This is a genomic window from Streptomyces sp. AA1529, assembly GCF_000280905.1.
In the GTDB taxonomy this organism is placed as follows: Bacteria; Actinomycetota; Actinomycetes; order Streptomycetales; family Streptomycetaceae; genus Streptomyces.
Map to the genome: position 1 here is coordinate 1 of NZ_ALAP01000068.1, position 11,242 is coordinate 11,242.

15 protein-coding genes are annotated in these 11,242 nt (G+C 69.8%); 5 read left to right on the top strand and 10 right to left on the bottom strand.

Going from position 1 to position 11,242, the window contains the following annotated elements:
* The 6 genes from A949_RS37715 to A949_RS0119060 form a co-directional block, all read right to left on the bottom strand.
* Nucleotides 1–950: recombinase family protein (locus A949_RS37715; RefSeq protein ID WP_158687607.1), on the bottom strand; the 950-nt coding region annotated here is incomplete at its 3' end.
* 14 nt (nt 951–964) lie between these two features.
* Nucleotides 965–1,120 carry a redoxin domain-containing protein gene (locus tag A949_RS38180; protein WP_337463428.1) on the bottom strand — a complete coding sequence of 52 codons (156 nt, stop codon included), beginning with the start codon at nt 1,118–1,120 and terminating at the stop codon, nt 965–967.
* Between the two features lie 481 nt (nt 1,121–1,601).
* The gene (locus tag A949_RS37725; protein ID WP_019357617.1) at nt 1,602–1,916 is read right to left on the bottom strand and encodes a hypothetical protein; all 315 of its coding nucleotides are present in this window, start codon (nt 1,914–1,916) and stop codon (nt 1,602–1,604) included.
* A 177-nt stretch (nt 1,917–2,093) separates the two neighbouring features.
* Entirely contained in the window at nt 2,094–3,095 is a 1,002-nt protein-coding gene (locus A949_RS0119050; protein WP_019357618.1) for an ArsR/SmtB family transcription factor, read from the bottom strand.
* A gap of 285 nt (nt 3,096–3,380) precedes the next feature.
* The gene (locus tag A949_RS0119055) at nt 3,381–3,575 is read right to left on the bottom strand and encodes a DUF397 domain-containing protein (RefSeq protein WP_019357619.1); all 195 of its coding nucleotides are present in this window, start codon (nt 3,573–3,575) and stop codon (nt 3,381–3,383) included.
* Entirely contained in the window at nt 3,568–4,401 is an 834-nt protein-coding gene (locus A949_RS0119060) for a helix-turn-helix domain-containing protein (protein ID WP_019357620.1), read from the bottom strand. Before A949_RS0119060 ends, A949_RS0119055 begins: the two co-directional genes overlap by 8 nt.
* A gap of 135 nt (nt 4,402–4,536) precedes the next feature.
* On the opposite strand from A949_RS0119060, the gene A949_RS33895 reads away from it, so the two are divergent.
* From A949_RS33895 to A949_RS0119075, 3 genes are all read left to right on the top strand, one after another.
* Entirely contained in the window at nt 4,537–4,818 is a 282-nt protein-coding gene (locus tag A949_RS33895; protein ID WP_037785223.1) for a hypothetical protein, read from the top strand.
* 65 nt (nt 4,819–4,883) lie between these two features.
* Nucleotides 4,884–5,024: a hypothetical protein gene (locus A949_RS38185; protein WP_019357622.1), complete on the top strand. Its 141-nt coding sequence runs from the start codon at nt 4,884–4,886 to the stop codon at nt 5,022–5,024.
* Nucleotides 5,025–5,271: 247 nt separating this feature from the next.
* On the top strand, nt 5,272–6,303 hold the full coding sequence (locus tag A949_RS0119075) for a hydrogen peroxide-inducible genes activator (protein WP_019357623.1): 1,032 nt from the start codon (nt 5,272–5,274) through the stop codon (nt 6,301–6,303).
* 58 nt (nt 6,304–6,361) lie between these two features.
* On the opposite strand, the gene A949_RS0119080 is transcribed toward A949_RS0119075, so the two are convergent.
* Complete coding sequence (locus A949_RS0119080) at nt 6,362–6,952, bottom strand: TetR/AcrR family transcriptional regulator (protein ID WP_019357624.1); 591 nt, start codon at nt 6,950–6,952, stop codon at nt 6,362–6,364.
* Between the two features lie 290 nt (nt 6,953–7,242).
* Between A949_RS0119080 and A949_RS0119085 the strand changes: the two genes are divergently transcribed.
* Both A949_RS0119085 and A949_RS0119090 read left to right on the top strand, forming a co-directional pair.
* The gene (locus A949_RS0119085; RefSeq protein ID WP_019357625.1) at nt 7,243–8,214 is read left to right on the top strand and encodes an alpha/beta hydrolase family protein; all 972 of its coding nucleotides are present in this window, start codon (nt 7,243–7,245) and stop codon (nt 8,212–8,214) included.
* A gap of 40 nt (nt 8,215–8,254) precedes the next feature.
* Nucleotides 8,255–9,202, top strand: coding sequence for an NAD-dependent epimerase/dehydratase family protein (locus A949_RS0119090; RefSeq protein WP_019357626.1), 948 nt, complete (start codon nt 8,255–8,257; stop codon nt 9,200–9,202).
* Nucleotides 9,203–9,312: 110 nt separating this feature from the next.
* Here the strand turns inward: A949_RS0119090 and A949_RS39770 are convergent, their stop codons facing one another.
* From A949_RS39770 to A949_RS0119105, 3 genes are all read right to left on the bottom strand, one after another.
* Nucleotides 9,313–9,636: a hypothetical protein gene (locus A949_RS39770; RefSeq protein WP_019357627.1), complete on the bottom strand. Its 324-nt coding sequence runs from the start codon at nt 9,634–9,636 to the stop codon at nt 9,313–9,315.
* Nucleotides 9,633–10,568, bottom strand: a complete 936-nt coding sequence (locus tag A949_RS0119100; RefSeq protein ID WP_019357628.1) for an SPFH domain-containing protein — start codon at nt 10,566–10,568, stop codon at nt 9,633–9,635. The genes A949_RS39770 and A949_RS0119100 overlap by 4 nt, the downstream gene beginning before the upstream one ends.
* A 141-nt stretch (nt 10,569–10,709) precedes the next feature.
* A complete protein-coding gene (locus A949_RS0119105) occupies nt 10,710–11,234 on the bottom strand; it encodes a PadR family transcriptional regulator (RefSeq protein WP_019357629.1) in 525 nt (174 codons plus the stop codon).
* Between the last annotated feature and the right edge of the window lie 8 nt (nt 11,235–11,242).

An 11,242-nucleotide genomic window follows, 5' to 3' on the forward strand; every position in this document is an offset into this window, starting at 1 on the left:
CGTTCTTCGATAGCCTCGACCGCTGCGGCCCACTCTTCTGGAGTGCACACGGTTTCCCATTTTCCGACGACGGGGCTTCCGTCTTCGTAGACGACGTGATCGGGCATCCACGGTCGTCCTGATTTACGCCTGTCTGCTTGCGAGAGGTAAGTCTTGTATCCGCAGTTGCGGGGATTGATGATTCGCTGCTCAACCGTGGAATGACTTAGAGAGTGTCGGGACTTGGATTCCTTGTTGCGTTTGGGCTCGTAGCCTTTTGCAATCCACGCTTGCCTGATTTCGCCAACTAGCGCTCCCCCAGGAATGGAAAGAATGGCCTCGCGTAGCGATGCAGCTTCCTCGGGGTTGAGAGTTTCACGGTCATCATTCCAGCCAAAGGGCCGACGTCCGCCGTGTTGGTAGTCGGCCTTCCGAGCGCGTGATGCATTTGTCGTTGTCGTCCGGCGCTTAAGTCCAGAGACTTCCATGCCGCCCATGGTCGCTTGCATCGTGAACCATGCTCGACCTTCATCGGTGCTTAGGTCCGTTCCCCCTAGAAGCGAACGGCCGATGTAGTCGGGGTGCATGAGGAATATTCGGTTCACGCGGCTCGCGTCATAGTCCATGCGCGCGTACCGGTCGGCGTGCAGGAAGAGCACACCTCGAATTACGCCTGACTCAAGGTCGGTTAGCTGTGCCTCGAACCCCTGGCGGATAAGGAACGGGTCCGTAGCTGGCGTGTTGTTGTCGTTGTAGACCCGGGTGACAGTGACAGGCTCACCGAGTGTCCCGGCGAACTGGAGTAGACCCGTGAGCTGTTCGCGGACCTGCTCCCCAACTTCGCGCCACTCGTCCGCGTTCGCGCGCTGGGCCTTGTCCTCGGACACCCGCAAGTAGAGACCAACCGGGGTGCCAACAACGGGAGTTGTGAGGTCGGTGACGGTGCTGTTCAGGATCGCGTCTAGGTCCATGCAGGGACCCTGCCCTATGAGGGTGTGACAGTAACCTTCGGCCAAGCGAAGACGACCTTCCACTTGCCCTCGTAGGTCTTGTGGTTGATGTCCTCGAACTCCTTGCCCTTCTCCAGGGAGACGCAGGCAGTCAGCTCGAACTCAGGAAACTTGTCACCGACGGTGAGCACGTACACACTCCTTGTGCTTGCGACCAGGATGCCCGGATTGCGAGCATTCCTGGAGGTTGGTCGCAACCACCTAACCACACCCGCCATTGATCGCGGAAATCGGCATGTGCGTGCCCGTTGATCGCCTCTGCCTATCAGCGTCCGGCTGCCCCGAGAGCCGGCCGCCCGCACGACGGCGGCGCACCGAGCGAGTGCCCTGGAGGCCGGCGGGAGTTGGCTCGAACACTCCGCCGCTGCCCCCATGGGCGGTCGTCGCGAGTACGCCCGGCGGGGCCGCTGCCGCGAACTGCGTCGGCATCGGCATCGGCATCGGCATCGGCATCGGCATCGGCATCGGCATCGGCATCGTGTTCTCGCGCTTCTTGCGCGGCCCTCGCGGGACCGGTCCTGGAGGTGCGGAACGCCTCCAGGACCGGCCGGCCCCCGCATCGTCCGACGACCGCCGCCCATACGTTCAGGGCCGGTGCCGAACCGGCGCGCCTCAGTTCCAGATGACCCACAGTTCGTAGTCGTCGCCGGGGACCCACGAGCCGTCGATGCACTGGTACCTCGACCACTTCCGGAGCTCCTGGCCCCGCTCACCGGCCTTGAGGCAGTCCTCATTCCAGTAGTAGTAGCCCACGAAGGCCCACGGGTAGGAGGGGTCGTCGGCCCGGGCCTTCCCCGGCTGAGCGGCCGACGCCGAAGCAGGAGACCAGTCACCGGCCGGCTGGGCCGCGTGGGCCGGTACGGTCAGTGCGCCGAGTCCGAGTACGGTTCCGAGTGCCGCGGCCGTCAGAGAACGACGAAGTCGCATGAGAACTCCTTGTCGAAATACGTGACCAGCAAGGCACCGCCCGGGGGAGGTGCCTCTCGTCTGCACGATGCTTCCTGAAGCGCATGCGAGGCAGAAGCTTTTCGATCCCCCTCGAAAGGTTCTCGGCGCGGAACGCAAAGGAGCCTCTGCCCTGTGCTGATATTTCTGGGAGTTCCGTCAGTCGACGGGGTGCCTCTGCTCCAGCACGGCGAGGCCCAGTGAGGTGATCGTGTGGCGGACCGCTTGGCCCTCACGCCGCGTGGTGATCAGACGGGAGTTGCGCAACACCGTTGTGTGGTGGCTGGCGGTCGCCGGCGAGATGTTCAGCCGGACGGCCAGCTCGGTGGTTCCGCAGCCACCGACGCTCGCTCGCAGTACGGCAGCCCTCGTGCGTCCCAGCAGGTCGTCGAGTGACCGGGGGGCGGACCCGTCGGCACACTCCCACAGCGTGGTGTCGAGCGGAGCGCCACTGACCGCAGGAACTGCCAGGACAGGTGGCCGGTCCGGGTCCAGCGGTGCCTGCATCAGTTCGACCTCGCATTTCGAGAACATTGTCGGTGCGATGACAAGTCCTCGCCCCTGCAGGTGAATATCCGCATCGTGAGTGTGAGCCACTTGCAGCACTGGAGATCGCCAGCGGATCGCCGGAGGGCAGAGAGTGGTGAGGAGCTGTTCGACACCGCCGTCGGCCATCGTGTCGGCATACGAGGCGCGCGCCCTGCTCAGGCGGGAGCTCACTCGGCTCCAGTAGGGGGCCACGGCCAGGCGGTGACATGCCCGGAGTGCTGCCGCCACGTCCAGACGGGCCTCGTGCTCGCCGCTGATCAACCGCTGGGCCCAGGAGTGGTGTTCCCGACCGAAGTCGATGCCTTCCAGCTCAAGGCGCATGAGGGCGCGAGGGGCCGTGAGGAGGTTGTCCACCGCCTCGTCGATGGAGGTCGTGTCCCCGGTCAGACTCGCCAGGTCGACGAGTGACCCTCGCGCGGGCATCAACGCGCTGAGCGGGCCGGTCTGTTCACTCAGCCGTCCGCTGACGGCTGAGCGCCACGCACGGAAGGCCGGACTGGACGTCCGGGCCTTCAACAGCTTCAGGCTGTCGAACGTCTCCGCCGCCACTCCGATGGTCGTTGACACGCGGGTCCGGGCAAGGTCCTCCGGCGTGAAGTGAATACGCTTCACCGACTGCCCTTCCCCAGCGCGCAACCGTTCGGACAACAGCAGTCTCAGCTCGGAAAAGGGCGCATACAACGGCCAAATCCGGCCACGGCCGAAGAAGCGGTGGCGCCCACACCAGAAGGCACGTTCCGCCCGGACCTCCCGGGCCCAGGCATGCGGAAGAGAGGCGGAAGACGCGGAGCCGTGCGGGCCGGAGGACTCGTCGGCCGCACAGCGGAGCGCGCCGACAGCGCGCCCCCGTCCGGCCGGAGACCCGGCCGGACGGGGGCGCGCACCACGCGTGCGGCGTCAGCGCTCGGCGTGCTTGAGCTCGCTGACGAACGCAGACCAGGCGGCGGTCGGGAAGCTCAACGGCGCCCGGCTGGTGTCCTTGCTGTCCCGGACGGGGACGTTCCCGGCAGTGGCGAGCTGCGGCGCCCACTCGACGCACTGCCCGCCGTTCCCGCTGCTGTAGGTGCTCTTGACCCACTGAATGTCAGCCATTTCGATGGTCCTCGCTGATCTCTTGGATGAATGAGACCGACTCGTCCGGCCCCAACGCACGTGCCCGGATGAGGTCGAACAGATCCATGCACTCCGTTACGAAGTCCTGAGCATCGTACGACCGGCCACCGACCGGGAACTCTGAGTAGGCGCACCAACCGCCGCTGCGGAGGAGTGTGAACGGTGTGGTGCACGGATACGCGCCTGCCCTGTAGGGAAGCACTTGGAGTGTGACGCGAGGGTGCTGCGCCAACCGTGCCAGGTACCCGAGCTGCTCCTGCATGAGAGCCGGCCCTCCCACCCGCGTCCGGAGACAGCTCTCGGTGAGGACCACCCACAGCAGCGGAGGCGTCGGACGATCGAGGAGCGCCTTGCGGTCCAGCCTGGCCGCCAGGGACGGAGTGGTGTCCTCGCCCTTCGCCGCCAGTGGTCCGGCGCGGAAGACGGCTCGGGCGTACGCCTCGGTCTGGAGGATGCCCATCGGGAAGACGGGGCTGTAGTCCAGGATCCTGTCGGCCTTCGCCTCCAGTTCCACGTACGGCGCGAACCACTCGGGCACGCGCTCGCCGTACAGGATGCGGCGAAGCTGTTCGGAGAAGAGATCACCTGTACCGAACGCGAGATCGCATCCGGCGGCGAATTTCTCCGAAGGTGACTTCTTACCGGCCTCCACTCTGCTCACATAGCCCTCGCTGTAGCCAGTGGCGTTGCCCAGTTGTTTCTGCGTCAGTCTGCGCGCGAGCCGGACTCTCTTCACGTCTGCGCCGAATCCCTGAGTGGCGATGGCGGCAGGCAAGTCCTCCGCGCGACGATTCCGCTGCCCCACGTCTGATCAGCCCCTTTGCGCGGCGTAACGCCCGTGAAACCCACACCATCGTCTTGCCCTGCGTGGGGCAAGTCGTGTCACATTAACGCGAGTTGTGTTGTCCTCACCACAGAGTCCGAAGAAAGGGCGCAGGTGATGGAGCTACAAGTCGGGATCACCGTCCGGGTCCTCGGCGTGGAGGACGACCGGTTGATGAAACTCATGGCCGTGGAGGACGTGCCGGACTCCGCGGACGGCCCGTATCGGCGGAGATTCGAGCGGACGGCGTTCGTACGCCCGTTGGCCGGCGGTGCCGAGCGCGGCTTCCCGGTGGAGGCCGTGGAGGCCGTCTGCACTCACCCCCGGCTGGACCGGCGCGGGGACGGCACCTACTGCACGGGCTGTGAGGCGCTCATCTACGCCTCCGGCGCTTCGTAGTGGTGTTCGACGTGGGCGACGTTCCGGGAGAGGCGTTTTCTCCCCCTCCACTCGTCAACGGATGCATGTGGTGCGAGAACGCCTCGTCCACCTACGCGGGATATGCGCGCATGCCGGACTGCTCCCGACGGGACGAACTGCTGTTCTGGGCGATGCGGCAGTGGCGCTCCCATTTCGAGTACGCACACCCGGATGTGGCCGAATGATAGAAGGTGACTGAAATTGAAGCGCATTCTTCGGATCCTGATGGCGTACGCCGGACCGATCATGATCGTGACCGTGAGTGGGGCGTGCGGCTTCGTTCTGGGGCTGTGTCCGGGACGGATGTGAGCCCCTTCTGACACCACCCCGCGGGAAGCGGACTCCGGGCCGGAATCCGGTCCGGAGGACCAGGGTGCGGAATTGATTGCGGGAGTGGATACAGTTGATCCGGTTGATTGGAGTGAGTTATCAGTGACCGGCCCCACCGCCCCCGCACAGCAACCCCGCACCCCGGCCCGGACCACGGCCCCGAAGCCGAGCCGGAGCCCGGCGGCGGCCACGCGCGCGGCGCGCGCCCGCCAGCCCAGCCTGGCGCAGCTTCGGGCCTTCGCCGCCGTCGCGGAGCATCTGCATTTCCGGGAGGCGGCCGCCGCGCTCGGGATGAGCCAGCCGGCACTGTCCGGGGCGGTCGCGGCGCTGGAGGAGACGCTCGGGGTGCAGCTGCTGGAGCGGACCACCCGGAAGGTGCTGCTCTCGCCCGCGGGTGAGCGGATGGCCGCCCGGACCCGCTCGGTGCTGCACGCCGTGGGGGAGCTGATGGAGGAGGCCGAGGCCGCGCAGGCGCCCTTCACCGGGGTGCTGCGGCTGGGGGTGATCCCGACGGTGGCTCCTTACCTGCTGCCCACGGTGCTGGGGCTGGTGCACCGGCGCTATCCGGATCTGGACCTCCAGGTCCACGAGGAGCAGACCGCCTCGCTGCTGGAGGGGCTCGGTCAGGGGCGGCTGGACCTGTTGCTGTGCGCGGTGCCGCTCGGGGCACCGTGGGTGCGCGAGATACCGCTGTTCGACGAGGACTTCGTACTGGTCACCCCGGACGGGCACCCGGTGGCGGGGCGGACCGATCTGCCGCGCTCGATGCTGCGCGAACTGGACCTGCTGCTGCTCGACGAGGGCCACTGCCTGCGGGACCAGGCTCTCGACATCTGCCGCGAGGCGGGCCGCACGGAGGGGGCGAGTGTGACCACCAGCGCGGCGGGGCTCTCCACGCTGGTGCAGCTGGTGGCGGGCGGCATGGGCGTGACGCTGCTGCCGCACACGGCGGTGCGGGTGGAGGCCGGACGGAACCAGTCCCTGGCCACGGCGCACTTCGCCGACCCCGCGCCGGCCCGGCGGATCGCGCTGGCGATGCGGGAGGGCGCCGCCCGCGAGGAGGAGTTCCGCGCGTTCGGCGACGCCCTGCGCGCGGCCCTGCGGTCGCTGCCGGTACGGCTCGCGCTGCCGTAGCACCCGGGGGCGGGCCGACCGGAGCCCCTGCCTCCCGGCTGCCATCGACGCACCGCGGTCAGGACGGCCGGCGCAGCCCGGCGACGAGGATCTCGACCAGTCGGCGGGCGTCGTAGCGGGGGTCGCTCTCGGCGCCGATGCAGAGGTTCCCGATGCCGCGCATCAGGTGGTACGCGTCGAGGTCGGAGCGGATCTCGCCGGACGCGGCGGCGGCGTCGAGGAGTTCGGTGCACACCGGCAGCAGGCGTTCGAGGAAGTAGCCGTGCAGCGTCTCGAACCCGGCGCTGTCCCCCTGCATCGCGGCGGCCAGGCCGTGTTTGGTGACCAGGAAGTCGACGAAGAGGCCGACCCAGCGCTCCAGCGCCGTACGGGGTGTCGGGCTGTCGGCCAGCAGCGCCGGTCCGGCCTCGGCGCAGGCGTCGACCTGGTGCCGGTAGACGGCGATGACGAGGTCCGCGCGGGTGGGGAAGTGGCGGTAGACGGTGCCCACCCCGACTCCGGCCTCGGCGGCGATGTCGCGGACCGGTGCGTCCACGCCCGAGGCGACGAAGACCGCCGCGGCCGCGTCCAGCAGGGCCCGCTGGTTGCGCCGCACGTCCTTGCGCTTGGGTCCGGCCCCGTCGGCCGGTCCCTGACTGGCGTCGCTCACCGCACGCTCCTTCCACACTTGCAAAACGGAACAGCGTTCCGTATCGTCTTTTGCGGAACAAGGTTCCGTTTCACTCATCATCGCAGCACCCGGCAGCCGCCGGCCAGGCCGCCTTCGCGTTCATTCCTGTTCCCGGAAGCCCCGGGAACAGGCGTGCGCGACCGCCGACGCCCGGACCGGCACGGCCGCAGCCGCGAACCGCCCCCGCTCCCCCACCGGCCCGGACCGCGACGCCACGTCGCCGATCCCGCCGGCCCCGAGCGATGCCCCCCTGCACGGAAGGCACCTCCATGTCCGACCCGCTCACCCCGACCGACCCCAGGAACACGAACGACCCGACGAACAGGACCGCGCCGACGACGGTGGTCTCCGCCAAGCCGGTGGTCCTGGCAGCGCACGGCGGGCGGGGCGTGGACCTCCAGGTCCGCGTGTCCGCCCCCGCGACCGGCACCGACCTGCCCGTCGTCGTCTTCTCGCACGGCTTCGGCTGGTCGATGGACGGCTACGCGCCGCTGGCGGACCACTGGGCCGCCCAGGGCTTCGTGGTCGTCCAGCCCACCCATCTGGACTCCCGGACGCTCGGCATCCCCGCCGAGGACCCCCGTACGCCGCGGATCTGGCGGCTGCGCATCGAGGACATCACCCGGGTGCTGGACGCGCTCGACGTCGTGGCAGCCGCCGTGCCGGGCCTCGCCGGACGCCTGGACCGCGGACGGATCGCCGTGGCGGGCCACTCCTGGGGAGCCCAGACGGTCAGCACACTGCTGGGCGCGCGCGTCCTCGACGCGGACGACGTGCCCGGCGAGGACCTGTCCGACCCCCGGGTCACGGCGGGGGTGCTGCTCGCCCTGACCGGCCTGGGCGACGACCTGACCCCCTTCGCCGTCGAGCACCTGCCCTTCATGCGGCCGTCCTTCGACACCATGACCGCACCGGCCCTGATCGTCGCAGGGGACCGGGACCAGTCCCAGCTGTCCACGCGCGGTCCGGACTGGTTCACCGACCCCTACACCTACAGCCCGGGGCCCAAGCACCTGCTCACACTGTTCGGCGCGGAGCACTCGCTCGGCGGGATCCCCGGACACGAGGTCGCCGAGACGACCGACGAGAGCCCTGCCCGCGTCGCCCTGATCCAGCAGCTCAGCACGGCCTTCCTGCGCGACGCCCTCTCCCCCGGCGGCGCCGGTGCCGCGGAGTGGAAGACGGCCGCCGCCGCGCTCGAAGGGGCCGCCGAGCCACTCGGGACGCTGCGGAGCAAGTGAAAGCCCCGAACCGTCCGCATCACCCCAGAAGGGACACACGATGATTCTCGTCACCGGCGGCCTCGGCTTCATCGGGTCGCACACCGTGCGCGCACTGCTCGACCGGGGCGAGGGCTGCGTCGTGGTCCGGCGCGGTGCCCGCGCGCTCCCGCCCGTACTCGACGCGGCACAGGTGACGGTCGAGCAGGCGGACGTCACCGATCTCGACGCCCTGCTCGCCGTCGGCCGCCGCCACCGCATCACCGGCATCGTGCATCTGGCCGGGTCCTACCCCTGGCCGCCCGTCCCCGGAGCGCCCGTCGCAGCGGCCCGCACCGCGCTCGGCGGGCTGCTGAACGTCTTCCACGCGGCGCACGAGTGGCAGGTGCGGCGGCTGGGCATAGCCGGCACGATCGGCGTCTACTCCGGCCTCGACACCGACGGGCCGCTGCACGAGGACGCGCCGCTGCCGATGAGCGCGGGCGCCGTCCCGATCCCGACGTTCAAGAAGATCGGCGAACTGCTGGGCGGACACTTCGCCGAGACCACCGGCCTCGACGTCGTCGACTACCGCATCTCCGGCACCTGGGGCCCGCTCGGCCACGCCGATCCGTTCTTCGCCGCGCCGGCCCTGGTGCACGCCGCGGCGCGCGGCACAGCGCCGGACCTCTCCCACCAACTGGGTCCCGTCTTCGCCGAGAACGGGCTCGACCTCACCTATGTGAAGGACACCGGCCGGGCGATCGCCCTGCTCCAGACCGCGGACCGGCTCGACCACCGCACGTACAACGTCGGATCGGGCCGGGCCACGACCAATGCGCAGGTGGCCGATGCGCTCAGGAGGGTCGTCCCCGACGCCCGCCTCGACCTGCCCACCGGCGGCGACACGCGGCACATGGTTCTCGACATCGGCCGGCTTCGGGGGGACACCGGCTACACGCCCGAGTACGACACCGAACGGGCCGCCGCGGACTATCTCGCGTGGCTGCGCGCGGGCAACCCGCGCTGAGCCCGGGTCGCGGCCGCACCGCGGGTCCGGCCGACGGTGACGGGCGGGAGCGCCCGACGCGCCGAGTGCTGCTCGCGGCGGGCTTCCGGCGCAGCCGGGCGTGCCTCGGCTCAGCCCGGGTCGGGCGGGCGGCCTCGGCGCGGATGGGGGCGGGCCTCCTTGGGCAGGCGGCCCGCCTCCTTGAGGGCACGGCGCAGCAGATAGTCGATCTGCGCATTGGTGGAGCGCAGTTCGTCGGCCGCCCAGCGGGCGAGCGCGTCGTGCATCGCGGGGTCCAGCCGCAGCAGCACCTGCTTGCGCCGCTGCGGCCCGGACCTGCCCCTGGTTCCTTCCGGCGCGGGCGGCTGCTCGGCGGCCGCCCGCTCGGACTCCGGACCGGTGCCCGGGTCCGCCTCGGGGGCCCCGTCCCCGGGGCCCTCGCCGTCGGCTGTCACTGGTAGAGCGAGCCCGCGTTCAGCACCGGCTGCGGGGAGCGGTCGCCGCACAGCACCACCAGCAGGTTGCTGACCATGCTGGCCCGGCGCTCCTCGTCCAGTTCGACGAAGTCCTGCGCCGTGATGCGGGCGAGCGCGTCCTCGACCATGCCGCAGGCGCCCTCCACGATCTGCTTGCGGGCCGCGACGACGGCGCCCGCCTGCTGCCGCTGGAGCATGGCGGAGGCGATCTCGGGCGCGTAGGCGAGGTGGGTGAAGCGGGACTCGACGACGGACACCCCGGCCGCCCGCACCCGGGCGGTCAGCTCAGCTGCCAGCTTCTCCGTGATCTCCTCGGCGTTGCCGCGCAGGGACAGTCCGCCCTCCTCCAGCGCGTCGTACGGGTACTCGATGGCGATGTGGCGGACGGCCGCCTCGGTCTGGGTGGAGACGAACTCCGCGTAGTCGTCCACCGAGAAGGTGGCCTGCGCGGTGTCCCGGACCTGCCAGACGACGACCGCGGCGAGTTCGATCGGGTTGCCGTAGGCGTCGTTGACCTTGAGGACCGCCGTCTCGTGGTTGCGGACCCGGGTGGAGATCTTGGTGCGGGTGGTCAGCGGGTTGACCCAGCGCAGTCCGTCGGCGCGGACGGTGCCGGTGTAGCGGCCGAAGAGCTGGACGACGCGCGCCTCGCCGGGCGCCACCATGTTCAGCCCCGCCATGCCGAAGACCGAGCCGATCGTCAGCACCACGCCGAGCACGATCAGCACCCCGCCGCCCGCGGCACTGCCCCCGGCGGCGAGGCCGCTTCCGACGACGAGTGCGCCGACTCCGAGCAGGAAGCCGACCAGGCCGAGCAGCAGCGCGAGGCCGCCGGACAGGCTGGCCGCCGCCGTCTCCTTCACCTCGGGTGCGGGCATCTCCGGTGCGTCGGCCGGCTGGTCACTGGTCATCGTGCTCCCCCGTTCGATCGTGCGGGCGGGTGCGCGCCATCCACCGCGGCACCCCTATCAAAGTGATAACACATTAACGCCTGGGAGCCCGGGCCGCCAGCCCGGGTCGGCGGCCGAGCGGGCCCGGGCACCGGCTGCGGGTCAGTCGCACACCTGCGAACGCAGGGCGTCGAGCCGGGCGGCGGCCGTCTCCAGCCAGCGCAGATCGGCCTCCAGATGGAAGAGCGCGTGGTCGCAGATCAGCTGGTCGGCGAGATCTCCACCGGTCTTGCGGCGGGTCAGTTCGCGCATCAGCCGCAGATGTTCGGCGCGCTGGGTGTCCAGCAGCGCGGCGCCGTCCCGGCCCGTCAGCAGCGCGAGCACGAGCTTGGTGTAGAGCGTGCTGTGCAGATAGGGCTCCGGCTTCTCCGGCGTGGCCAGCCACTCCTGCACATCGGTGACCCCGGCGTCAGTGATCGCGTAGCGCTTGCGCTCGGGGCCCTCGCCGGGCTCCCGGCCCTCGACCTCCACCAGCCCGTTCTTCAGCAGCCGCGACATGGTCGAGTAGACCTGCCCGTAGTGCAGGGGCTTGTCCTGCCCGAACCTCTCGTCGAAGGCCCGCTTGAGGTCGTATCCGTGGCGGGGTCCGGTTTCCAGCAAGCCGAGCAGCGTGTGACCGATGGACATGGCAGAAC